Origin of the sequence: Microbulbifer echini (genome assembly GCF_041447225.1) — a bacterium.
Taxonomy (GTDB): domain Bacteria; phylum Pseudomonadota; class Gammaproteobacteria; order Pseudomonadales; family Cellvibrionaceae; genus Microbulbifer; species Microbulbifer echini.
This window is the reverse complement of record NZ_JBGMEL010000010.1, coordinates 51,615-75,196: the sequence shown is the minus strand read 5'-3', so window position 1 is coordinate 75,196 and position 23,582 is coordinate 51,615. Positions and strand designations below refer to the sequence as shown.

The following is a 23,582-nucleotide window of genomic DNA, read 5'->3' as shown; positions in this document are numbered from 1 at the left end:
GTGATTAAACGTTTCCTCCTCAGTGTTGCTTCTATATTGCTCGCGCCTCTGGCTGTGGCAGCGGAAATCATCCCCGCAAAGCTGCAAGCCAGCTACTGGGTGGATAACAGTGAGGGCCTGGATATTTCCGGCCTAAGCTTTTGTGACGGTAAGTTACTGGCTGTTTCCGATAAGAACTCTGGGGAGATTTACTGGCTGGTACTGGATGGCAAGCGCGCCGAGCTGCGTACCCATCGGCTTCTCACAGATTTGGAAACTCCCAGTAAGGAGCAGGGGGGAAGTCTCTGGGTTGCCTTCATGGAGATTTTTCGTCCTGCGGATCAGCTGGACTTTGAAGGAATCAGCTGTACTGGGGATGCCATCCACCTTGTCAGTGAACATTACAATCGCATTGCCAATGTGGATGGTCAAGGCAGGGCAAGTTGGCAGGAGCATATCTGGTCCCCTATAGCCAAGGCGGAAGGTTACCTGCAAAAGCCCAATGCCTCCAGTGAGGGCCTGGTCAGGGCCGCAGGGGCCTTTTGGGTGGCTATGGAGCGTGAGCCCCGCGGCCTTTTACAGCTCAATAGCAAAGGCGAGGTCAGTGTATTTTCTCTGCCATCAGTTGCTGGTCTTGGATTTTATGGGCGCTCTGAGGACCTGGCGGGTCTCGACTATTATGACGGGGCGCTATTTACCCTGGAGCGCAACGCCCACGCAGTATGCCGCAGGGAGCTCCCGAGTTTAGAGGCTCAGTGGTGTGTGGATTACCGCGCACTGGAGGAGTCACCTGAGCGGATTTATGAAGAAACCCGCTACGGTAAGGGGGAGGGCTTGGCGGTCAATCCTCAGGGTATCTTCGTTGTTTTGGATAATAACAATGTGGGGCGTGCTCAAGTACCGCAGGACAAGCGAGCCTTGTTGCTGCACCTGACCTTCCCTGATGTTCATCATTAGTTCTAGTGAGTATTGCCATAGCTGTGGGCACTAAGAGGGTGTTCAGGCTACGGCTTTCTGCGCTTAAGTGAGTCAGTAAACGCCTGCTGCAGTATGATTAAAAACTCCCGTTAGACGCTTAAACTTACCTGGATCAATAGATGAAATTCGTTTATTACGGGGTTTTAAGTACAGTCCTTAGTATTGGTGTCGTGGCGTCAGCGATGCCGATTTGGGCTGTGGGAACACATAAGTACGGTGCTATTGCGTCTATCTGGCAAAATTTAGATCTATATTACTTGATGGCTGCTGGTTGTATTTGCATCATTCTCAGTGCCCTATCCCTCTGGAAGTCGTGGCAACTTTCTAGTTTCTCCGGTGTGTTTGTGCCATTACTCGTGTTCACGCTTGCTGCGCTACAGTTTGTACTTCTGTTCATCCTGTATGTCAGTAAGGTGATATATCATTTTGATTGATTAGATAGTCGCCTAGGCAAATTACCAGATAATTTTCCCGGCGTATTTTGGTAGAAGCCGCCATGATATCTGGTAAATACGACTTGTCTTAGCTGGTAAATATTAATTGGAATTACTGTGATTAAACGTCTCTTATTCGGTGTGGTTAGTGTGTTGCTGTCACAGCTAGGGGTAGCAGCAGAAATTATTCCTGCCCAAAAGTTAAATCATTACTGGGTGGATGCCAGTGCGGGATTAAGTCTCTCCGGGTTAAGTTTTTGCAACGGTAAGCTTCTTACTGTTTCAGACAAAAAATCTCAGGAAATTTACCAGATTGTATTAAAGGGTACGCACGCCAGACTTGAGACGTATTTAACTCTATCTGGGTTGAGTGTTCCAAAGAAAGATAGGCCAAGAAATTTATGGTATTTTCTGCTGGACCTTACTCGGCCAGCAGTGGCGATGGACTTTGAAGCAATCAGCTGTGCAGGTAATACCTTTTACCTGTTGAGCGAACGCTATAACCGTATTGCCGAAGTAGATATTCAGGGGAGGGGGCATTGGCTGGAAAATATGTGGTCGGCTAAAGCTAAAGCCCAGGGTTATATGCAAGGGTACAACCTCTCAGGTGTGGGTTTGCAGAAAGTTGGAGATAATTTTTGGATGGTACTAGAGCGAGATCCCCGCGCGTTGGTAAAGCTTGACGCCAAGGGGGGGGTACAAATTTTCACGCCGCCGCCAGTTGCAGGACTGAATTTTCGTGGGCAACCTGAAAATTTAGCGGGCCTCGATTACTATAACGGTGCTTTGTTTACCTTGGAGCCGAATGGGCACGCTGTGTGTCGGAGGGTGTTACCAAGCTTGAAAGCGAAGTGGTGCCTGGATTATTGGGAGCATGAAAATTCCTCTGAACTTGGCTACGAAGTTTCTCGTACTGGGGGAAAAGGCGATGGTTTGGCGGTGGGCGATCTGGGCATTTTTATTGTATTTGATAATGATAATATTAGCCGTATTCACGATCCCCAAGACCGCCGTGCGCTCCTGTTACACCTGGCTTTTCCGGAGGGAGTAGATTAGGTGGCAGCCGAGAAGTTACCAGTACTGTTGGAAGAAATACGTGCTTGCCGACTATGTGAGGATCATTTACCGCTGGGACCCAATCCGGTACTGCGTGCAGCAGCATCGGCTCGTATATTGATTGTTGGTCAGGCGCCAGGCACCAAGGTTCATACCACGAATATCCCCTGGAACGATCCGTCCGGTGACCGCTTGCGTAAATGGCTTTCGATAGGCCGCGATACTTTTTACGATGAGTCGCGAATTGCCATTATTCCCATGGGGTTTTGTTATCCCGGTAGGGGTAAAGGAGGTGACTTGCCACCGCGGCCCGAGTGTGTCTCTACTTGGCATAATCGCTTGTTGCAGCAGCTACCCAATTTGCAACTCACCCTTTTGGTGGGACAATATGCGCAGCGCCATTACCTGCCGCACTGGTATGGTAATATTACCGAGAATATTCGTCATTACCGCGATGCTCTTCCAGCGAGGTATTTCCCCTTACCGCACCCCAGCCCACGGAATTCCTTATGGTTGCGCCGTAGGCCCTGGTTTGAAAAAGAGGTAGTGCCCGAATTGCAGAAACACGTTAAAAAGATATTGAAGGTTAAATAATGCCGGTTCCGGATAAAATCAAGATTCACCCTTCCTGGTACGATGTATTAGGCGAAGAATTTGAACAGCCCTATATGGCAGAGCTACGCAATTTTTTACGTGGAGAAAAGCAAGCCGGAAAAAAAATCTACCCCGCCGGTGGTCAGGTTTTCAATGCTTTTAATTCCACGCCTTTTGATCAGGTAAAAGTGGTTATTTTGGGGCAGGACCCCTACCATGGCGTAGGGCAGGCACACGGCTTGTGTTTTTCTGTTATGCCCGGTGTGCGTATTCCACCATCCCTGCAGAATATTTATAAAGAATTACACTCTGATATGGGAATACCCCCTGCTCATCACGGCTGCCTGCAGCCTTGGGCTGAGCAGGGTGTTTTATTGTTGAATGCTACCCTCACGGTGGAGGACAGCAAGGCCGGTGCTCACCAGGGTCGTGGTTGGGAGCAGTTTACCGATGCCGCGATCCACAAGTTGGCGGAACAGCGCGAAGGCTTAGTGTTTGTCCTGTGGGGCAGCTACGCACAGAAGAAAGGCGGTTTTATCGACCGCAAGAAGCACCTAGTACTACGCGCACCGCATCCATCGCCCCTTTCTGCCCACCGCGGTTTTTTTGGCACCAAACCTTTCTCGCAAGTTAACCATTGGTTGCAGCAGCGCGGTGAAAAGGCCATTGTGTGGGCCCTGCCGGAAGCGAATCAGTTAAAGAGAGTTTCTGTAGAGGTGTAATAGTTCATATTTATGCAGTAAAAGCCATTCCACAAAATGGTGTCCCGACTTACGGTCTTTATGGGCAAGTTGGGAACACTGAATCAATTGAATTTAATGGTTTTTATAAGTGTTTGAGGTTTTTTTAATAAAACCTCTGCATTAGTGTATTTAAGTGCCTGAAAGGCGCACTCTCACAGAGGGGTGACATTTAATTTTTATAAGTTGTCTACAATATTTTTAGTTTGAATTTGGGCGGCTTACCAAAAGGCGAATCTGTAGGTTTTTTTCTATTGTGAAGGGTGGTGTTGTGTAAGATTTTTTACGACATCTGACAGTTTGAGTGAGGAGGGGCCGGTGGAGTTGGCGTTAACCGATTTTTTTCTGGATTTTCTTTCTGCTCCATTTGTGGAGGCTCTTCTTACCGCAAGTTTTATTGGTTCTGCAGCGATTTTTAAGAAAAAATTCGATGCAAAAGCCTATAAAGATTTGTGGGATAAATTTTTTGGAGATTCTGATTCTGAAATTCATGTGGTGCTTCCTTTAATTAAGCAGAAAACACTCTTTTCTGAAATTACTAGTACTCAAAGTCAAATCCCTGACAATGTGTTGTTTATGCCCTATGATGAATCTCTTGGTATACAGCTTTTAAAAGACAGGGTTGAAAAAGTATATCCTAAAAGAAAGGTTATCTTCCATGATTCCCGAAATTTTGTCGGCGATCATAAGACCTTTATATGTGTTGGGGGTCCGGCCATAAATGTTGTGAGTCGTGATTTGTTGCTTACCAGGAAAATTGACTCAAAGTTTAAGGTGGATTTTCTGGGTCGCTTTGCTGTTGATGAGGTTGATGATAGTTTTTATAAGTCGAATACATTGAGGGGCTCAATTACTGAAGATTATGGGTTTATATTTTTCACGGAAAATCCTTACCATAAGGGTAGCTGTATATGCTTGGTTTTTGGTTTTTGGTATTTGGTCCCATGGGACTTACTCAGCAATACAGGCTTTGTGTCAGAAGGGAGTGCATTTGCCAGAGTTGGTAAGGAGCCTTAAAAACAACAATTCTTTATTTGCCGTCACTAAATCTACAGTAAGAGGGATGGTAACAGGTTTTCCATCTATAGTGAAAATAAGAAAGATAGAGGCCTCTAGCCAGATTTCGTCCGATTCAAGTTAAGTTTTTTGTTTTAAAGTGAATTGGTGGGGCTTATCTGGTCATCTCAGCTTGGTTGCCCATATTGCTAAATACTCCACTTAAACAGATTCTTTTCCTCTTTGAGGAAGTCAAGTAGCGCAGCCAATTTTTTGGGTTTGTTCAGTCCTGTGCGGTAAACGGCATGAATGTCCATTGGTGGAACATGCCAGTTTGGAAGAATATTAATTAGTAAACCTTTATCCAGCTCCTCCATAATATTATTGATGGGTAGCTGGGCAATTCCCACCCCATTGACCGCTGCATTTTTTAATGCTGAAACATTGGCGCAAAAGAAATTTCCATTAACTGGAATGTTTATAGTCGATTGGTCAGAGGTGAGCGTCCATTCGGTATCTCCTGGGTTGAACTGGAATCTAAGGCAGTTATGGCTTACCAGCTCCTCAGGTAACTTGGGTGTTCCATGGGTGGTGAGATATTCAACGCTGGCTACCAGTATTCGTGTGGAGCTGCCAAGTTTTCGGGAAATCAAACGTTCATCGTGGATGTCGCCAACCCGAAAGGCGAGATCAATACCTTGGGAGAAGAGATCTTCAAAGTCGTAGGTGAGATTTAAAGAGATGGTAATTTTGGGCCAGCGTTTAAGAAAGGCGGGCATAACCTTCTTGGAAAGAAATTCACCCAGGGCTGGTGGGGCTGAAATTCGGAGTAATCCCTGGACCTGCTGATCCATTACCAGTACGTCGTTTTGCATTGTTTTAAAGTCTTCCACCAGATGCAGGGCCCGTTCATAGGCAATAGCCCCGACTTCTGTGAGTGCAACACGACGGGTAGTGCGGTCTAGTAATTTGGCCTTCAAGTGGGATTCCAGCCTTGAAACCTCTTTACTGACTGTCGACTTGGGAAGTTCTAGCTGATCTGCCACCAGGGATAGGTTCAAGGTCCTACATACGTGTACGAATACGGATAAGGTTCTAAAGCTTATTGTTTCCAAATCACGAACATTCATTTTCCTAGACCACAATTGTTCACATTGCTGATAATAATAAAATGCTCCTGTATTCGAAACAACCCGACTCACAGGAGATTTATCATGTCGAACGATCGAATTGCACTGGTAACTGGTTCAAATAGAGGTATTGGTTTAGAGGCGGCCAAACAGCTTTCTGACCAGGGTGTCAAAGTAATCCTCTCTGGTCGGGACAGGACTAAGCTGGAGGCAGTAAGAGCTAACTGGAGCGGCAAGGTTGCGCCTATTGATATCATTGAATTGGATGTCACCAAAGCAGAGGATCGTGCGCGGGCAGCTCAAAAGATCGCCGAACAATATGGTCGACTGGATATTCTAGTAAACAACGCCGGTGTTATAGTGGAGGGTGAGTGGGGGCAGAACAATAGTGAGACTGTCTCACAAGAAGACCTGCAAACCACCTTCGGTATCAACTTGTTTTCCCAGGTCGGACTTACACAAGAACTGCTGCCTTTGTTAAAGAAGAGTAACGCTGGTCGTATTGTGAATGTAAGCAGTATCCTGGGCTCATTGGCGGTAAATGCCGACCAGGAATCCGGTTGGAGTGCGGTAAAGCCTTTCGCGTATAATGCTTCAAAAGCTGCGCTAAATATGTTTACTGTTTCCTTGAGCCAAAGCCTCGTCGGCACTGGAGTTAAGGTAAACAGTGCGCACCCAGGGTGGGTGAAAACCGATTTGGGGACCAGTGCTGCGCCTATGGATGTGACTGAAGGGGCGAAAACGGTTGTGGACCTTGCTTTGATTGAAAATGATGGCCCCACCGGACAGTTTGTTCACCTGGGTGAGGAGCAGCCTTGGTAAACGGCTAGGTATTGTTTTCTTTTACAATATTTCTAGATATGCCCCAGCTATATTTGGGGCATATTTTTTGTATGTAAATTACATTAAGATCCTGTTTTTGGGCTTTAATTTTGCAATTAAATAACCAGTTCTGATAAATATATGACTACCGGGTTCTACGGCACATCTGGGGCGTTTATGGCCGCTAAGGCGACCACAAATGTAGTGCTGTTAAAAGCTGAAGAGGGTTAACCTTTCCCTCGAGTTCTTGTTTTGTTGGGTTTAGCGTTGTTCTCAATAAACTCTATAATCATTCCCGCAACATTTTTACTGGTTGACTCTTCTATGCCCTTTAAGCCAGGTGAGGAGTTAACTTCCATAATGAGTGGTCCTCGACTGGAGCGGAGAAGGTCAACACCACAGACATTGAGCCCCATAATACTTGCAGCCTTTACAGCACACGCTCTTTCTGAGGGGGATAGCTTGACCAGTTTAGCCGTTCCGCCGCGATGCAGATTGGATCTAAATTCGCCTTCTGGGGCTGTGCGCTGCATCGCCGCAATTACTTTACCGCCAACGACAAAACAGCGAATATCGCTGCCTCCGGCCTCTTTAATAAATTCTTGAATAAGAATATTACTTTTTACGCCCATAAAGGCTTGGATAACACTCTCTGCCGCCTTCTTTGTTTCAGCGAGCACCACACCGATCCCTTGAGTACCCTCTAATACTTTAATTACTAGGGGGGCGCCTCCCACCTCTCTGATTAAGCCCTCTATATCGTCAGGTGAGTTGGCGAAGGCGGTAACTGGAATACCTACCCCCTTGCGTGATAGCAGCTGGATAGAGCGGAGTTTGTCCCGAGAGCGGGAAATAGCAACAGACTCATTGACACAATAAGTTCCCATCATTTCGAACTGCCGAACTACTGAAGTGCCATAGAAGGTAACTGATGAACCGATACGCGGAATCACTGCGTCAAAATCACCAGGTATAAATTCTTCATTTTTATAATGAATAGAGGGATTTTCGGTTCCCATGTCCATAAAGCAGCGGACATGGTCAATTACGCGTGCTTCATGGCCGCGTTCAATGGCTGCTTCAACAAGGCGGCGGGTAGAATACAGTTTTGGATTTCTTGATAAAATTGCTATTTTCATAATTTTTATTGCATGTGTGTTCAGTTTGATTGTTGTGCAGGGAGCTTTATCCTTGCATGAGTTGTTTTCTGGCTTATGTTTTGCATTTGGTGGTAACGCAAAAATTTACATTATTTGAAGTTTCTATAGGTATTGAATACTGGTTTGTGTTGCGAGTAAATCATTGTGCCGTGGTCGGTGATGATTTGTGTAGGAGTTTGTTTAAATTTATAGCTATGCTCGATATGGGTAGTTGAGAATTGTTGATATGTGGGTACACAAATACCGGTGATACTTTTAGAGGATGAAAGTGCAGTCTCAGCGGCGAGAAGTCTCACTTCAATTGTTGGTTTCTCAATAAGCTGTTCGCCCTCTAGAGTGCTGGATGATGTTAGGTCAAGCATCTGTGGGGCATTACAATGGCCCAATAACTGAGCTGTAATATTGCAAACATACCATATGTAAAGGGGCATAGACAGAATTTCTAAGGCTTTTGCTGGTTGTTCATTTCCGTCTATAGAAGGGGTGTTACGAGCAATCTGTTTCAATGTACTAAACAAATGCTGTACTAGATAAGGTCAGTATGCACTTGATCATTGGTTTGGATGAATAGCTTGAGATGCAGTTTTGGATTGTAAGGGGGCTATCGGCGAGCCTTTCCTCTTTCTGTTTGTGTGCGATTTTTTTCTTTAATGTCAACGGACTTCCAGAGGGGGCGCATTAGAAGTCTGGCAAAAGCAAAGCCCACAAAAAACAGATTGCAAATATATGATAGGAAATAAGGGCCGAACTCTCTTTCGAAGAATATGCCTGCGGCATTTAAGGTGCTTATGATCACTACGAATGAGGCTATGCCAAAAAGTGCATAGTACGTAAATCTCATAATGATAGAGACAAATTTAAAGTGTCTTTTCTTCCAGAGGTAGACAATGAAACCTGTCGTTGCTATTCCCATCAGGCTGCTGCTGGTTGACCAGACATATCCGGCTTCAATGTGAAAATTTAATAAGGAAAGCGAAAAAGCAGCGAGTAGAGCGCTAAATAAACTGATGTAGACAATCATGGCAAGTGAGACAACATGTCCTCGGGTGATGCTTTCTACTTTACGTGATTGAAATGTTGCGACCATTGCTGCAAAGCCCGCCAAAATAATGGAGACCTCTATAATGTGGAGTAGTTGTTCAATTTGTCCCGACAGTGTATTCATCTTTCGCTGTCGCCCCGAGTAGAGGTATTAAAAAGAGACGAAGTTATCCGTGTTCAAAGGATAGTTTATGCTTTTTTATCATAGGAGCCCTCCATTTAGCATTGTGGTTCTTACAGTTTCGGCAGGGTAAGACTTTGTTTTGGGGGTTGACCTTGTTGGCTTCACTGCTGTTGTCGGTTCAAAAAATGTATTTTATGTGTCTAGGGGGTGACGGTGGTTTCAGTATCTCGAGCGAAGCTATTTGATTAGCGATTTTTTCATCTGACGTTAGCGCGAGGCTTGTGTAGGTTTTTCAATTCATTTTCTCTAACCACCTCCCATAGTGGGCGCATAAGTAGCCTCGAAAAGGCATAACCCACGACAAATAGATTGAAAATAAAAGAAAGGAAGTAAGGGGCAAATTCTTTATTGAAGATTATTCCGAAGGCATTTAGCAGGTTGATAAAAACCATTGTGCCAGCAAAACCAAAGAGAAGGAAATACGTGATTTTGGCGGCAATTGATACCGACTTGAGGCGTTTTTTTTGCCAGAGATAAATGATGGAAAATGTCGTGGCTAGGCTCATGGCGGCACTGCTAGCTGACCATAAGCTTTGCTCGCTGATGTCAAAATTAGATAACGCTAGAGTGAATCCGGCGAGAAGGGCATTGACTAGGCTTATATAAATAATCATTGCGAGAGATACAATTCGCCCCTTGGTTATATTCCTCCCTTTCTTGGGCTGGAGTGTACCCACAATTGCGGCAAAGCCTGCCAATACGATACAGGACTCCAGGGCGACGATAAGCTGCTCCATCTCTTTCAATAGCGCCTCCCTTCACGGTCGTGCCCCTAAATAGGTGTAGAAACAAGCTTAAATATTGTAGTGGTCGTGGTTGCAGTTGTGGAGAATCAGGACTCAAATTATTTTGTAGGATTTCAGGGGGCGCAAACAAAACACGGATCAAGGAAAAGGGCGACTGAAAAGCCGTCCTTTTAGTTTTGTTTGCCGTGCCTAAATTGAATCGCTTTCAATTATTAAGTTTCTAAGGATGGAATATTGGCTCATCGGTGCAAAGGAGTGGTATCGCGTTTTCCGGCGCTGACTTATAGCTGATGACAGGCAACCTTTGAGCTGTACCACTTTTTTGGTTGGACTCCGATAATTTAAGCTAAAGGGTCGGCGTCCGCGTCATAAGGTAACTCTTGAATCTCCAGTGTACGGCCGTCTTTCAGCTGCAGAGTTTGGCCGGCGGCGACCTTGGCGATGGTGAGCACAGCCAATAGCTGTATTCCATCTTTGCTGTGGCAGGCCTCCACCAGGTTGCCGATGCTCTGGGGCCCTTCAGCAAAGATTTCCAATCCGCTGCTTGGCAAGTCACCCCCTTCGCACTTCGCACGATAGAGGCGGCGCTTGGCGGCGCCGCGAAATTGCATACGGGCAATCACTTCTTGGCCTGTGTAGCAACCTTTTTTAAAACTGACGCCGCCAAGCAGGTGGAGATTGGTCATCTGGGGGATAAACATTTCGGAAGTGGCAGCATCAATTTGGGGGATGCCGGCGTCGATCTGCCCCTTTTGCCACTGATCGTAGCCGCTGGCCTCACTGTGGGGGGAGAGTTCCAGCCAGAGTTCCTGAGCCTTGCTGGCTGGTACTAAGAGGGATAGCTGGCTTTCATTGACCGATTGGGCAATACAGCGCTGGCCATCATACTCAAAAGTGCTGACTTGACCGGAAGATAGGGGGGCGAACCCCAATATCTGTGAGGCCTGATGAGTCGCGTTTTGCCCCTGTAGGCCGAGCCAGTGGAATTCGTCGCTGATATCACGCAGCTCTGTTTTAAAAAAGACGGCGTATTTGGCCAGTGCCTGTTGGGCAATTGGCGCTAAATCGCGCGGCATTCGGAGTATAAATTCGCTCTGGGAGAGTTTCAGTGCGCTGAAAGCACTGATCATACGCCCCTTGGGGTTGCAGTGTGCCCCTAGGGTGCTGTGTCCGTCGGGTAGGTTTACCAGGTCGCAGGTCAGCTGACCCTGCAGGAATTTCTGGCTGTCGGGCCCGCTCACTGAAACGCCGCCCACGGGGCCCAGGTCGATCAAATGTAAGCCCTGGGGGCTGTCATTGCTGGTAAGGGGGAAGTGGGCCCTGCCGCCTTCCCAAATGGCGCCTTCGTTGCTGAGAAAATCCTGCCACTGTTGCTGGTCCATAGTGCTGCCACCTCCGGTTGTCTTGGTGGCGTTATTTGGGGATTGCCGCGCCCCTTTTCAAGTTTGCCTGGGCTGCGGGTATACTGCGCTCTTTAACCTGGTTGGAAAAGAAGTATGGATCGCAACCGCCTGTTTTGGGCCAGTCGCCGCGGCATGTTGGAGCTGGATCTGGTGCTGCTGCCATTTCTGGATAATATCTATGAAACATTGGAACCAGAGGATCAGCAGCGTTATATCCGGCTGATGGACGAGCAAGATCAGGACTTGTTTGCCTGGTTTATGCGCCGAGAAGATCCGGTCGATCCAGACCTGCTGCGTATAGTGCAGATTATCCGTGACAACACCGGACTTCAGGAATAGCCAGTCTCCCCAGTATTTTGAACGCAGCGCGCGCCTGAGTTGCGCCGTTGCGTCATCGCCATTCCTTCTTCTTTTTTTGCTGGTTGCGGTAATCCAGGCAGCGCTTCTGTTGTGGTTGTGCCAGCTTCCTCCCTGGCTGTTCTGGTCGGCGCTATTGTTGGTGTTGATTTATGCCTTACTTGAGAGGGGGCGTCTGAGGCGAATGACCGGTGTGTTATCAACCCGCGAGCGTCGCTGGTTTTGGCGTAGCACAGGCGGTGAGGAGCGGGAGTTTCAGTTCCGGGGGGAGTTGCTGCTGTGGCGCTGGCTGGTTGTCATTCATGGGCGGGATCAGACTGGCGTACCCTTGCGTCTGGTATTGGCGCGGGATGCATTGGTTAGAGATGACTGGCGCAGGTTGCAAGCTGCACTGCGTTTCTCACGCTAAGGCGGGCGGCGGCCCGCCGTTTGTGCGCAATCAAATAAACTGCCGTTGGTTGGCGTAATTTTCCGGTACCAAAACAGTATCCATGGCTAACTCACGCAGACCCGGGTAATCCAGAGAGTAATGCAGGCCGCGGCTCTCGCGCCGGTCCAGTGCTGAGCGGATAATCAACTCGGAAACCAGGGCCAGGTTGCGCAGCTCTACTAGGTCGTTAGTGATGCGGTAGTTGGCGTAGAATTCACGGATCTCCCGATGAAGTAATTTTACCCGATGCTGGGCGCGCAACAGACGCTTGCGTGTGCGCACGATACCCACGTAGTCCCACATAAAGCGTCGCAACTCATCCCAGTTATGCGAGATCACTACATCTTCATCGGAGTCGGTAACCCTGGAGGCATCCCAGTCCGCTGCCCTGCGGGGCGACTGCACGGACTCTAGGTGTTCGTCGATATGCAGTGCGGTTGACCGCGCGTAAACCAGACACTCCAGAAGGGAATTGCTGGCCAGACGGTTGGCACCGTGTAGACCGGTAAAGGTGGTTTCGCCGATAGCGTAGAGTTGGTCCAGGTCGGTACATCCGTGCTGGTCTACCATGATTCCGCCGCAGGTATAATGTGCGGCGGGTACCACAGGAATGGGTTCCCGGGTGATATCAATGCCATACTTCAGGCAGTTGCTATAGACCGTGGGAAAGTGCTCGCGCACAAAGCCCGAATCCTTATGAGAGATATCCAGGTAGAGGCAGTCTGCACCGAGGCGCTTCATTTCATGGTCGATAGCTCGGGCGACAATATCCCTGGGCGCCAGCTCGCCGCGCTTATCAAAGCGCTCCATAAAGCGGCTGCCATCGGGCAGTTTCAGCTGTGCGCCCTCGCCGCGCAGGGCTTCAGTAATCAGGAAAGCTTTGGCTTTTGGGTGGTAGAGGCAGGTGGGGTGGAACTGGTTAAATTCCATATTGGCCACCCGACAGCCGGCGCGCCAGGCCATGGCAATACCGTCGCCACTGGCGCCATCGGGATTGCTAGTATACAAGTAGGCTTTACTGGCGCCGCCGGTGGCGAGTATCACCGCCTTGGCTTGCAGCAACTCCACCCCTTCGGTGTTTTTGTTTAGCACATAGGCGCCAGCGCAGCGAAAGCGGCCTTTTTCTGGGTCTGGCTGGCGAATTAGATCTATGGCCACATGGTGCTCGAAACAGTCGATGTTTGGACTGTTGAGCACTTTCATCAGCAGGGTACTGTGTACCGCGCGCCCGGTGGCATCGGCGCTGTGAATAATACGGCGATGGGTGTGGCCGCCTTCTTTGGTCAGGTGGTAGTCCTCACCTTCGCGGGTAAAGTCCACTCCCTGGTCGATCAGCCAGCGGATCGCTGCCGTGCTTTCTTCCACAGTGAAGCGCACTGACGATGGGTGGCAGAGTCCCGCACCCGCGTCTAATGTGTCTGCAATGTGTGACTCCACCGAATCCATCTCGTCCAGTACCGCGGCGATCCCCCCCTGGGCGAACCAGGTGGAGCCGTCCTGCAGGCGCTGTTTAGAGAGCAGGGCTACGCGGTACTTGGCCGAGAGATGTAAGGCCAGGGTGAGGCCGGCGGCGCCGCTGCCGATTACGAGAACGTCGTAGTTTACCTGGGCATTCATAGATTTCATTTATCTTTTAGGGTCGCGTAGTATAGCGCCTCCTGATTATTCGTCGATTTGACGTGGAACTTATGTCCTATTGTCAGTGTCTTCAACAGAGTAAAAGAAACGCCTGCGCAGGCAGCTCATTAATAAATAGTCGTGGCGCCCGCAGTGTGGCTGGATATGGGAGTTGGGGATGACAGCGCATCAGGCGTCAACGAGTGACCGCGAGCTGGTAGAGCGGGTTCAAAAGGGAGATAAACGCGCTTTTGACCTGTTAGTACTCAAGTATCAACACAAGATTGTTGCCGTAGTCAGTAGGTTCATTAAGGACCACAGTGAGGTACAGGATGTAACTCAGGAGGCCTTTATCAAGGCCTATCGAGCGCTCGCCAATTTCCGCGGCGATAGCGCTTTTTACACATGGATGTACCGTATTGCGATTAATACCGCTAAAAACCACCTGGTTTCCCGCAGCCGCAGGCCACCGTCCTCCGACGTGGATTTGGAGGATGCCGAGTTCTACTCGGGTGCCGACCTGTTGCGGGATAACGAGACGCCTGAAAATCAGATGTTTCGGGATCAGCTGGAAGCCGCGGTGCACCGCGCCATTCGTGCCCTGCCAGAGGATCTGCGCTCAGCGGTTACGCTGAGGGAGCTTGAGGGACTGAGTTATGAGGAAATCGCCGAGGTGATGGGATGCCCGGTGGGTACGGTGCGTTCGAGGATATTTCGCGCACGGGAAGCGATTGACCGGACAGTCCAGGCCGTGATGGCCGGGGAACCGGAAACACTGGGTGACCGAAGTTAAATTAGCGGAAAATTTTCCCAGCTGGGGAAACCAACCGCCGCGAGCCCGGTCATAACTCATACCAACTATGGTGCGTGTGGGCACCGAATAAATGATTGCACAAGAGGGTTAACCCCTATGTCCCACGGGAATCATCAGGAACGTCTCAACGAGTCGCTCTCGGCGCTTATGGATGGCGAAGTCAGCGAGTTGGAGTTGCAGAGGCTTCTCAAAGCTTCGGCTGCTTCTGAAGAGTTGGGTGCGCGCTGGTCACGCTACCAACTGGCGGCGAGCGTAATGCGCCGCGAACAGACTGCCCCGGTCGATAGTGGTCTCGCCGCGAGCATTTCAGCGGCAATCGATCTCGAAGAGCCGCTATCGCAAGAGGGGAGTGGTGGTGCGATTGCGGCCAATGGGTTGGTCAACAACCGCTGGTGGCGTCCGCTTTCACGTGGCGCTGTAGCCGCGACTGTGGCGTTCGCCGCGATCTTAGGGGTTCAGCAGATGACCGATACCCAGCAGAGTCCGGTGCAGGGAGCCGATTTGGTAGCGGAAGTCGAGCGACCGGCTCAGCCGGTGGTTCAGTCCGCCCCACAGCCATCCGGTTTCTATGTGCCTGCGCCATCTACCCGCTCTGTGAGCACTGCGACTCCGCGGTTTGTTCCGGAACAGCGCGGTGGCGTTGTCGGTCAACAGGTCATCCAGCAGGCGCCTACGCCAGAGCTGATGCGCCACTTAAACCGTGTAATGATTCAACATTCCGAACAGGCCGCGCATGTCGGAAGCCAAGGTATGGTGCCTTTTGCACGCGCGACCTATGGCGAACAAGTTGGAATGTAGCGTGACGAAAGCCGTTTTCAGGGGGAGTCTTATCCGTATTGGAATTCGCAGGGCCAGCAGTTTGCTGCTGGCTTCCTCTCTGCTGGCGCTGCCGGTGTTGGCGCAAGACGCCGTTGGCACCGAAGCCGGTATTTCCTCCAGCGTTCCAAGTACCATTCACCTCGATATGGCCAGCTCCCAGGCTGCGGCCGCTACCGTGGTTAGCGCCACTGTAGAAGCCGCCACCAGTCCGGCCTCGTCGGTGGCTGGCCAGGAATCTCTGGCAGAGCCTTCTCTCATTGACCCCACGGTGCTCTCTTCAGAGGCTTTGTCCAACCCGGGTGCGGTTTCTGTCGCGGTGGCCGGCAACGAGGTAGAGCAGTGGTTGGCCAAGTTGGCTACGGCAGTTGCAGAGCTGGAGTACAGTGGGCTGGTGACTTTTGAGCACGCCGGTATGCTGGAAACGCTTCAGGTGGTGCACGCTGTGCGCGATGGTGAGCAGGTGGAGCGAGTGCGTTACCTGAGTGGTGAGCCGCGGGAGTTGATCAGTCACGGCAGTGGCGGCAACTGTGAGTTCGGTGTATCGCCCAGCGCCAGAACCACTTTGTGGAATGCGGTGGGACAGCAACAGGTACAGCGCGCTTATCAGTTTATCCTGCGCGGTGAGGAGCGTATTGCCGACCGCGATGCGGTGGTGATTGAGGCCCGGCCACGCGACCGCTATCGCTTGGGGCTGGTGGTCAGTCTCGATCGGGAGACCGGGTTACCGCTCAAAACTATGCTGGTCAGTACTCAGGGCCGCGTGTTGGAGCGCTATCAGTTTGTTCAGTTGGACCTGTCACCGATTGAGGACTCCGCTCTCGATGCCGTCTCCAAGAATGCCCGACGTGTGGATAACCGTGCCACTTGTGAATCTTCTCAGAGTCGCTGGCAGGTGCGTTGGCTGCCGGAAGGCTTTAAGGTCGTCTCGGTAAAGCCACTGTCCGATGGCGATATGATGGTCTTCAGTGATGGGCTGGGTGTTTTCACAGTATTTGTACAGCGTCTTGGACCCGAGCTTGAGGATTTCAAAGGTCGCGCGATACGGGGTGCAACCGTAGCTTATATGGACCGGATGGAAGTGAACGGCGTAGCTTATACCATTACCGTTGTGGGGGAGATCCCCGATGCTACGGCGCGCAGAGTGGCTAGCTCCATTATTGAAAAAGGCTGAATGCCTTGCTTGAAGAGCGCGGCCGTATTGTCGCCATAGAGTCTGATGCTGTCTGGGTGGAAACCATCCAGCGCAGCGCCTGCAATGGCTGTGAGGCCAAATCTGGGTGTGGCACAGGTCTTCTTGGCGATTTCTTTTCTTCTTCCACACGGGTGCGTGCCGTTCTCAATGGCTACCCCGCCAATAAAATTTCCCTGAATGATACTGCGGTGATTGGTATTAATGAAAATGCCCTCACTAGCAGCACCTTGCTGGTTTATTTGGTGCCTTTGATCTCCCTGCTGCTCTTGGCGTTACTGGGTGATTACCTGTTTGCTGAGGCCGGGGCGGTAATTGGTGCTCTCGCCGGTCTTCTTGGGGGCGCTTTGGGTGTTCGCTGGTACAGTCGCCTCCAATCCGCCAACCCTACCTATACACCGGTGCTTTTGCGGGTCGAGCCCGAAAGCGAGCGCTCTTAACTTACGGAACCTAAACTGATAGCTCCAAGGTTTATGGATTGGAGTTTTTCATGCTGGCCCGCTGCTACATAGAACGCTGGCCCCTGCGCACGGCTTTTGTTATTTCTCGAGGGGCTCGCACCGAGGCAGAAGTTGTGGTGGTAGAGGTCAAGCTGGAGGGCTGTGTGGGTATTGGAGAGTGTACCCCTTACGCACGCTACGGCGAGAGCCCCGATTCTGTGGTCAGGCAGCTCGAGCCCCTCTTATCCGAACTTGCTGCAGGCTTGAAACGAAGTGCTCTGGCGTCGCGCCTACCGGCTGGTCCCGCGCGAAATGCTCTGGATTGCGCTTTGGCGGACTGGGAGGCCCGCTACAATGGCGAGACCTTTTACGGCCCGGATTCCCTACCCACCGTGCAGACATTGGTGATCGACAGCCCGCAGGCGATGGCCATGGCGGCGAGCGAAGCTGTGGCTGCAGGGGTGGGGGTGCTCAAGCTTAAATTGGATGATCGTCACGTCCTTGAACGGGTCGCAGCCGTGCGTGCTGCCGCGCCCGGCGCTCAGTTAGTGATTGATGCCAATGAGGCTTGGTGCAGTGACAATCTGGTGGCGCGCTGCGAGCGGCTGGCGGAGTTGGAGGTTGCTATGCTAGAGCAACCGTTGCCCGCCGGTGATGATGATTTTCTCGCTACTTTTACCCATCCCCTGCCCATATGTGCCGATGAAAGCTGCCATACCCGTACCGATCTGCCGCGCCTGAAAGGGCGCTATGAGATGATTAATGTCAAACTCGATAAGACGGGTGGTATTGGCGAGGCAGAAGCCTTAGCGGAGGAAGCGGTTAGACAGGGGTTTGAGGTGATGCTCGGCTGTATGTTGTGTACTTCACGAGCAATCCGCGCCGCCTGGCCCCTGGGTCCCAGGGCTCGCTATCTAGACTTGGACGGCCCCACTTGGCTGGCCAAGGATGCGGAGCCCCCTTTGCGCTTTACCGCCGGCCGAGTTTTTTGGTCGTAAATGGGGGGTTGTGTGATCTGGAAATTGAGAATTTAATGAAAAAATTATTCTTATTGATTTTAGTGGTTATTGTTTCTGGGTGTGCGGCGAGTGGACCTGTTTTTTCACCTCTGCCGGCATCAGAAACGAGAGCAACCGTTTATATATACAGACCAAAAACAGTTGTTAATTGCTGTGTTTCTCCAGAATTGTTTGTAAATGAAAAAAAGTAGGCTCACTTAAGAATGGTGGTTACTTGGTGTATCAATTAGAGCCAGGCATTTACAGATTTACTGCAGAGAATGAGTCCGTAGGCTTTTATCGTTTAGGTTTAGACCTAGAGCTGCAAGCTGGTAAAACTTACTATCTAAAATGGTTTGTGGGTGATTTGTCTTCACTAGAGACAGCTGTATACGGAGGTATTGGAGTTGGTGTTGCGAGTTATGACTATAAATTCATCCGGTTACCAAGTGAGGTTGCAATGCCAGAAATCAGAACCCTGAGTTATTCTGGCCCACAGTAAAGCGTTGCAGTTTGTATCTTATTTTTTGTTCGGTCAGAATATTCTATTTTCATGCTAGTTGCTCGCAGGGTGCGTGGTTGCTGAATACGGTTTTAACGGTCATGGGTAAGCAGGCTGATAAATATGTCTAGGTACTCTTCACTGGCAGCATCGGCAGAGATGGGTGGGAGTTCAACTGTGATACAGGGCAGGGCGCGCTCGGCGCACCAGGTACCGAAGGAGCCGGGTGTTTGGTAACCTACCTCCTTGACCAATGGCAACTGTAACCCCTCGGCCAGCCACATGCCCAGGTCTGTCTGGTCCGGGTCCTCCACACAGCCGAGAGGTTCATGGATCGATACTGTCCACTTAGGTTTTAGTTTATCAATCAGCTGGCAGAGAGCTGAGGTCTCGCTTTCCGAGCCGGGGCTGTCGCCGGTGCTCAGTTTCACGTCGCGGGCATCTGCCGAGCTGTTCCAGCGGTACACATTGCCGCCACCATCCCAGTTTTTTGTGGCAAAGTTGCGGTTCAAATCTACTCCGTGCGCGTTGCAGCGTGTGCCCAGTTGGCATCCATCGGGATTTACCGCCAGTATCACATGGTGCTTGAGGTGTTGCGCTGCCAGAGAGCGCAGGGCGCAAGACAGTGCAACGACGGCCGCGACTTCGTCGCCGTGAGTGCCGGCCATTATTAGGCCTGCGCTGCAGCTCGAGTGTGCGGGGAAGTAAAAAAGAGGGGCTCCGAGAGCACTGTGTCCGTACAGCTCTCTGGCGAGGTGGAATTGACCGCGCTGTGGACGCGGGCGCAATCTGGACATCGCAGGCCCTTTACACAGATTTACAATAGGCGGGAGAACTTTTGTGGCTGTATAGCCACTAAATCGTTACTGATTGTCCCCAAAGGGGCCAGAGCTACTTTGCCAAGGCAAACCCTGGAAGGGACTCAATTTCCAATGGTTTCATATTAGAAGGGAACACTAGGGGTAACAAACCTATGGTTAAACGTTGTTCACAATATCTATTGGTGCTCTGTCTTTTGGTTTCCGCAGCTGCCAGTGCGCGCGGGCTGCCAGAGCTTACCGAACTCATCCAGGAAAATTCCCCCGCGGTGGTGAAAATCAACACCGTAGACCGCAACCGGGTGGCCCGCGGCAATAATGCACCGCAATATCAGCAGGAAATCCCCGATATTTTCCGGCACCTGCTGGAGCCCCGCCGGCGTCAGCGTCCGGTGGCCAGCATGGGCTCCGGTTTTATTATCTCCGACGATGGGTACATCGTGACGAATAACCATGTGGTCGAAGGCGCAGATCAAGTCACGGTTACCTTGACCGATCGCCGCGAGTACGAGGCCAAGGTGATCGGTACCGATGAGCGTTCCGACCTCGCGCTTCTCAAAATTGAAGCCGAGGACCTGTCGGCGGTGCGCTGGGGTGACTCCGAGGAGCTTCAGGTGGGCGAGTGGGTGGTTGCGATCGGCTCTCCGTTTGGTCTCGATTACTCCGCCAGTGCCGGTATCGTGAGTGCAATGGGGCGCAGTATCCCCAATGAAAGTCGCGAGAACTATGTACCATTTATCCAAACCGATGTGGCTATCAACCCCGGCAACTCCGGTGGGCCCCTGTTTAATCTCGATGGCGAAGTGGTTGGCATCAACTCCCAAATCTATACCCGTAGTGGCGGCTCTATAGGTCTCTCGTTCGCGATTCCTGCGAGCCTGGCCCAGGATGTATTGGCCCAGCTGAAAGAAAAAGGGCGCGTGGACCGGGGTTGGCTTGGCGTGGGAATCCGCAATGTGGACCGCGATATGGCCCAAGCAATGGGGCTCGGCAAGCCCTCTGGCGCATTGGTGGAGCAGGTGAGCCCAGGTACCCCTGCGGCTGAGGCCGGGATCAAGCCCGGCGATATCATCACGCGTTTCGATGGCCGCAAGATCGGTGTACACGGAGACCTGCCCCACGTTGTTGGTCAGGTTCGCCCGGGTACTGAGGTGCCTGTTGAGCTGATGCGCAAGGGTCGGACTGAAAAGCTGCACGTGATTGTCGGTTCCCTGCCGGGCTCGGATGAGGAGCGTAGCCAGGCTTCGGTTCAGCCTGCTGCTAGAGTCGGTGGGCCTCTCGGGGTGGTTGTAGAGGAAATCCCTGAGGGTATGAAGCAGCGCTGGAATGTCGATGCCGGTGTGTTGGTGCGTCAAGTGATCCCCGGCAAGCCTGGCGCCAAAGCGGGGCTGCGCAGTGGTGATATCATTGCCCAGTTGGGCTTTGAAGAAGTGACAGATATAAAAGACTACAAAACAGTGGTCGATGATCTGCCCAAAGACGAGCTGCTGCCAATCCGTTTCTTCCGGTCCGGACAGTCAACTTTCCGCACAATTAAGATCGAAAGTTAAGTGTGAAGGGTGAATGGTGGCCCAATGGGTCACCTGCCCCTCACCTCTGCCCATGAGTTCTGTTAGACTTGCGCCACACAGCTGCCAACGCCGTCAGCTAATCATATGATTTTTCAAGGGTTTTTATTCCGCAGTGGCAACAGATCTCTCACATATCCGCAATTTTTCCATTATTGCCCATATCGACCACGGGAAATCTACCCTGGCGGATCGCTTTATTCAGGACTGTGGTGGTCTCTCCGACCGCGAAATGGAAGCGCAGGTGCTCGACAGCATGGAGCTGGAGCGCGAGCGCGGGATTACTATCAAGGCGCAGAGCGTAACGCTCGACTACAAAGCGCGGGATGGTAAAACCTACCAGTTGAATTTCATTGATACACCGGGACACGTGGACTTTTCCTATGAAGTATCCCGCTCCCTGGCGGCCTGTGAAGGGGCGTTGCTGGTGGTGGATGCGGCTCAGGGTGTTGAGGCTCAGTCGGTGGCCAACTGCTACACCGCGATCGAGCAGGGCCTGGAAGTTATCCCGGTACTCAACAAGATGGACTTGCCCCAGGCAGATCCGGATAAAGTTGCCGAGGAGATCGAAGATATTATCGGTATCGATGCGGCCGATGCCACCCGCTGCAGTGCCAAGTCCGGCTTGGGTGTGGAGGACGTACTGGAAGACCTAGTGCGGCTGGTGCCCCCCCCAAAAGGTGATGTCGAGGCGCCGCTGCAGGCACTGATAATCGACTCCTGGTTCGATAGTTACCTGGGCGTAGTGTCGCTGGTGCGCGTGGTTCATGGCACTCTGAAAACCAAGGATAAGATTGTCACCAAGTCAATCGGTCGCGCCCATGTGGTGGACAGCGTTGGCATCTTCACCCCCAAACGCCATGAAACCGGAGTGTTGCGCGCCGGTGAGGTGGGCTTTGTGGTGGCTGGAATCAAAGATATCCACGGTGCCCCGGTGGGGGACACTCTGACCCATGCCAAGGGCGTCGATGGCATCGAGATGCTGCCTGGCTTCCAGAAGGTCAAGCCGCAAGTGTATGCGGGCCTGTTCCCGGTGAGCTCCGATGACTATGAGGCCTTCCGCGATGCACTGGAGAAACTCTCCCTCAATGACGCCTCCCTGTTCTACGAGCCGGAGACCTCCGATGCCCTCGGCTTTGGTTTCCGCTGCGGCTTTCTCGGCATGCTGCATATGGAAATTATCCAGGAGCGCCTGGAGCGGGAATACGACCTGGATCTGATCACCACGGCGCCCACGGTCGTTTACGAGGTTGAGAAAACCGATGGCGAGGTGATGATGGTCGATAACCCCTCGCGCCTGCCAGATTTGGGCAATATCGAGGAAATGCGTGAGCCCATCGCCGAGGTGAACATCCTGGTACCGCAAGAATACCTGGGCAACGTTATTACCCTCTGTGTCGAGAAGCGCGGTATTCAGAAAGATATGCAGTACGTGGGCTCTCAGGTTTCCCTGCGCTACGAGCTGCCGATGAGCGAAGTGGTGATGGACTTCTTTGACCGTCTCAAGTCGGTCAGCCGCGGTTTCGCTTCCTTGGATTACGGTTTTGTGCGCTTCGAAGCGGCAAAACTGGTGCGCCTGGATATCCTCATTAACGGTGATCGCGTCGACGCACTGGCTCTGATTGTGCACCGGGAGAATGCCCAGCAAAAGGGGCGTGCCATGGCGGAAAAAATGAAAGAGCTAATTCCCCGGCAGATGTTCGACGTAGCGATTCAGGCGGCTATCGGCGGCCAGGTCGTATCGCGGACCACGGTGAAAGCCCTGCGCAAGAATGTGACCGCAAAATGTTATGGTGGCGACGTCACTCGTAAGAAAAAACTGCTGGAGAAGCAGAAAGCGGGTAAGCGTCGTATGAAACAGCTCGGTCGTGTGGAAGTGCCGCAGGAAGCCTTCCTGGCCGTGCTGAAAGTGGATCAATAGTGGGCTCGGCCCACCATTGGGATCAAGGATAATAGAGATACATAATGGATATTAATTTACCTCTGATTCTGCTCTGGTTGGTTGCAATCAGTGGCGGTATCTGGCTGGTGGACAGCCTGTTTTTTGCCCGTCGACGCAAAAAAGAAGGTGTTGCTAAGCAGGAAGATCCAATTGTTGTGGAGTACGCAAAGTCGTTTTTCCCGATTTTGGCCATCGTCTTTGTGTTGCGCTCGTTTATTGTTGAGCCTTTTCAAATCCCGTCCGCCTCTATGGTGCCGACTCTGCAGGTGGGCGATTTTATCCTGGTTAACAAGTACGAATACGGCCTGCGCCTGCCGGTGTCGCGTACCAAGGTTGTAAATATCGGTGAGCCCCAGCGCGGCGATGTGATGGTGTTTTTCCCTCCGCACATGAACGATACCTACTTTATTAAACGCGTCATCGGTCTGCCTGGCGACAAGATTGAGCTGAAAAACAATGTGCTCTATGTCAACGGTGAGCTGGCGCCACAGGAGCTGATACAGGCCGTTCCCCCGGTTAACCCTCAGGTAGAAATCCTGTGGGAAAACCTCTACGGCCAACGCCACTTGATGGCCAAAAATGTACGTAGCGGCGAGTACGGTAACTTCAGCGGAACTGTACCGGAAGGTCACTACTTTATGATGGGCGACAATCGCGACAACAGCCTCGACAGTCGTGCCTGGGGTTTTGTGCCAGAGCAAGATGTGGTGGGCAAAGCCTTTGCCATTTGGATGCATTGGGACAATTGGCTCAGTTTGCCCAGTTTTAAACGTGTAGGCTCTATCCAATAATGAGAACCCGCCGGTGTTGCGCCGACGATATGGA

General features: G+C 51.3%; 26 protein-coding genes. 18 read left to right on the top strand and 8 right to left on the bottom strand.

The genetic code is table 11. The features are described 5' to 3' along the window. From ACCI51_RS11365 to ACCI51_RS11345, 5 genes are all read left to right on the top strand, one after another. Complete coding sequence (locus tag ACCI51_RS11365; protein ID WP_371843642.1) at nucleotides 1-936, top strand: esterase-like activity of phytase family protein; 936 nt, start codon at nucleotides 1-3, stop codon at nucleotides 934-936. A gap of 605 nt (nucleotides 937-1,541) precedes the next feature. After that, nucleotides 1,542-2,447: a hypothetical protein gene (locus tag ACCI51_RS11360; RefSeq protein WP_299586488.1), complete on the top strand. Its 906-nt coding sequence runs from the start codon at nucleotides 1,542-1,544 to the stop codon at nucleotides 2,445-2,447. Then, the gene (locus ACCI51_RS11355; RefSeq protein WP_299586491.1) at nucleotides 2,448-3,041 is read left to right on the top strand and encodes a uracil-DNA glycosylase family protein; all 594 of its coding nucleotides are present in this window, start codon (nucleotides 2,448-2,450) and stop codon (nucleotides 3,039-3,041) included. It abuts the gene before it with no gap. Then, nucleotides 3,041-3,763: a uracil-DNA glycosylase gene (gene ung / locus ACCI51_RS11350; protein ID WP_299586494.1), complete on the top strand. Its 723-nt coding sequence runs from the start codon at nucleotides 3,041-3,043 to the stop codon at nucleotides 3,761-3,763. Before ACCI51_RS11355 ends, ung begins: the two co-directional genes overlap by 1 nt. Nucleotides 3,764-4,099: 336 nt before the next feature. After that, complete coding sequence (locus ACCI51_RS11345; RefSeq protein WP_371843641.1) at nucleotides 4,100-4,798, top strand: hypothetical protein; 699 nt, start codon at nucleotides 4,100-4,102, stop codon at nucleotides 4,796-4,798. Between the two features lie 188 nt (nucleotides 4,799-4,986). Here ACCI51_RS11345 and ACCI51_RS11340 read toward each other — a convergent pair whose 3' ends face one another. Beyond that, entirely contained in the window at nucleotides 4,987-5,907 is a 921-nt protein-coding gene (locus ACCI51_RS11340; protein ID WP_299586498.1) for a LysR family transcriptional regulator, read from the bottom strand. 84 nt (nucleotides 5,908-5,991) lie between these two features. On the opposite strand from ACCI51_RS11340, the gene ACCI51_RS11335 reads away from it, so the two are divergent. Next, nucleotides 5,992-6,729, top strand: coding sequence for an SDR family oxidoreductase (locus tag ACCI51_RS11335; RefSeq protein WP_371843639.1), 738 nt, complete (start codon nucleotides 5,992-5,994; stop codon nucleotides 6,727-6,729). Nucleotides 6,730-6,956: 227 nt separating this feature from the next. Here ACCI51_RS11335 and rimK read toward each other — a convergent pair whose 3' ends face one another. The 5 genes from rimK to ygfZ form a co-directional block, all read right to left on the bottom strand. Further along, on the bottom strand, nucleotides 6,957-7,868 hold the full coding sequence (gene rimK / locus ACCI51_RS11330; RefSeq protein WP_299586502.1) for a 30S ribosomal protein S6--L-glutamate ligase: 912 nt from the start codon (nucleotides 7,866-7,868) through the stop codon (nucleotides 6,957-6,959). 110 nt (nucleotides 7,869-7,978) lie between these two features. After that, nucleotides 7,979-8,395 carry a hypothetical protein gene (locus ACCI51_RS11325; RefSeq protein WP_371843637.1) on the bottom strand — a complete coding sequence of 139 codons (417 nt, stop codon included), beginning with the start codon at nucleotides 8,393-8,395 and terminating at the stop codon, nucleotides 7,979-7,981. A gap of 95 nt (nucleotides 8,396-8,490) precedes the next feature. Then, nucleotides 8,491-9,054, bottom strand: coding sequence for a hypothetical protein (locus ACCI51_RS11320; protein ID WP_371843636.1), 564 nt, complete (start codon nucleotides 9,052-9,054; stop codon nucleotides 8,491-8,493). Nucleotides 9,055-9,311: 257 nt separating this feature from the next. Next, entirely contained in the window at nucleotides 9,312-9,860 is a 549-nt protein-coding gene (locus ACCI51_RS11315; protein ID WP_299586509.1) for a hypothetical protein, read from the bottom strand. Nucleotides 9,861-10,201: 341 nt separating this feature from the next. Further along, on the bottom strand, nucleotides 10,202-11,242 hold the full coding sequence (gene ygfZ / locus ACCI51_RS11310) for a CAF17-like 4Fe-4S cluster assembly/insertion protein YgfZ (protein ID WP_371843635.1): 1,041 nt from the start codon (nucleotides 11,240-11,242) through the stop codon (nucleotides 10,202-10,204). Nucleotides 11,243-11,356: 114 nt separating this feature from the next. Between ygfZ and ACCI51_RS11305 the strand changes: the two genes are divergently transcribed. Both ACCI51_RS11305 and ACCI51_RS11300 read left to right on the top strand, forming a co-directional pair. Then, nucleotides 11,357-11,602, top strand: coding sequence for an FAD assembly factor SdhE (locus ACCI51_RS11305; protein WP_299586513.1), 246 nt, complete (start codon nucleotides 11,357-11,359; stop codon nucleotides 11,600-11,602). Further along, on the top strand, nucleotides 11,577-12,029 hold the full coding sequence (locus ACCI51_RS11300) for a protein YgfX (protein ID WP_299586516.1): 453 nt from the start codon (nucleotides 11,577-11,579) through the stop codon (nucleotides 12,027-12,029). Before ACCI51_RS11305 ends, ACCI51_RS11300 begins: the two co-directional genes overlap by 26 nt. Nucleotides 12,030-12,059: 30 nt before the next feature. Here ACCI51_RS11300 and nadB read toward each other — a convergent pair whose 3' ends face one another. Further along, nucleotides 12,060-13,667 carry an L-aspartate oxidase gene (gene nadB / locus ACCI51_RS11295; RefSeq protein ID WP_371843633.1) on the bottom strand — a complete coding sequence of 536 codons (1,608 nt, stop codon included), beginning with the start codon at nucleotides 13,665-13,667 and terminating at the stop codon, nucleotides 12,060-12,062. A gap of 178 nt (nucleotides 13,668-13,845) precedes the next feature. Here nadB and rpoE point away from each other — a divergent pair, with 178 nt between their 5' ends. From rpoE to ACCI51_RS11260, 7 genes are all read left to right on the top strand, one after another. Further along, nucleotides 13,846-14,460, top strand: a complete 615-nt coding sequence (gene rpoE, locus ACCI51_RS11290; RefSeq protein WP_299586522.1) for an RNA polymerase sigma factor RpoE — start codon at nucleotides 13,846-13,848, stop codon at nucleotides 14,458-14,460. 117 nt (nucleotides 14,461-14,577) lie between these two features. Further along, nucleotides 14,578-15,279: a sigma-E factor negative regulatory protein gene (locus ACCI51_RS11285; RefSeq protein ID WP_371843632.1), complete on the top strand. Its 702-nt coding sequence runs from the start codon at nucleotides 14,578-14,580 to the stop codon at nucleotides 15,277-15,279. Nucleotide 15,280: 1 nt separating this feature from the next. Continuing rightward, complete coding sequence (locus ACCI51_RS11280) at nucleotides 15,281-16,471, top strand: MucB/RseB C-terminal domain-containing protein (RefSeq protein WP_371843630.1); 1,191 nt, start codon at nucleotides 15,281-15,283, stop codon at nucleotides 16,469-16,471. Nucleotides 16,472-16,476: 5 nt separating this feature from the next. Beyond that, entirely contained in the window at nucleotides 16,477-16,929 is a 453-nt protein-coding gene (locus ACCI51_RS11275; RefSeq protein ID WP_299586529.1) for a SoxR reducing system RseC family protein, read from the top strand. Nucleotides 16,930-16,979: 50 nt separating this feature from the next. Continuing rightward, nucleotides 16,980-17,927 (top strand): L-Ala-D/L-Glu epimerase, encoded by a 948-nt coding sequence (ycjG, locus tag ACCI51_RS11270; RefSeq protein ID WP_371843628.1) that lies wholly within the window; start codon nucleotides 16,980-16,982, stop codon nucleotides 17,925-17,927. Between the two features lie 35 nt (nucleotides 17,928-17,962). After that, nucleotides 17,963-18,139, top strand: a complete 177-nt coding sequence (locus tag ACCI51_RS11265; protein ID WP_371843627.1) for a hypothetical protein — start codon at nucleotides 17,963-17,965, stop codon at nucleotides 18,137-18,139. A 26-nt stretch (nucleotides 18,140-18,165) separates the two neighbouring features. Then, a complete protein-coding gene (locus tag ACCI51_RS11260; protein ID WP_371843626.1) occupies nucleotides 18,166-18,429 on the top strand; it encodes a hypothetical protein in 264 nt (87 codons plus the stop codon). 92 nt (nucleotides 18,430-18,521) lie between these two features. Here the strand turns inward: ACCI51_RS11260 and mpaA are convergent, their stop codons facing one another. Then, entirely contained in the window at nucleotides 18,522-19,226 is a 705-nt protein-coding gene (gene mpaA, locus ACCI51_RS11255) for a murein tripeptide amidase MpaA (protein ID WP_371843624.1), read from the bottom strand. A gap of 176 nt (nucleotides 19,227-19,402) precedes the next feature. Between mpaA and ACCI51_RS11250 the strand changes: the two genes are divergently transcribed. From ACCI51_RS11250 to lepB, 3 genes are all read left to right on the top strand, one after another. Then, nucleotides 19,403-20,797 carry a Do family serine endopeptidase gene (locus ACCI51_RS11250; RefSeq protein ID WP_371843623.1) on the top strand — a complete coding sequence of 465 codons (1,395 nt, stop codon included), beginning with the start codon at nucleotides 19,403-19,405 and terminating at the stop codon, nucleotides 20,795-20,797. A 133-nt stretch (nucleotides 20,798-20,930) separates the two neighbouring features. Further along, on the top strand, nucleotides 20,931-22,736 hold the full coding sequence (lepA, locus tag ACCI51_RS11245; protein ID WP_371843622.1) for a translation elongation factor 4: 1,806 nt from the start codon (nucleotides 20,931-20,933) through the stop codon (nucleotides 22,734-22,736). 44 nt (nucleotides 22,737-22,780) lie between these two features. Next, nucleotides 22,781-23,548, top strand: coding sequence for a signal peptidase I (lepB, locus tag ACCI51_RS11240; RefSeq protein ID WP_299586546.1), 768 nt, complete (start codon nucleotides 22,781-22,783; stop codon nucleotides 23,546-23,548). The last annotated feature ends 34 nt before the right edge of the window (nucleotides 23,549-23,582 follow it).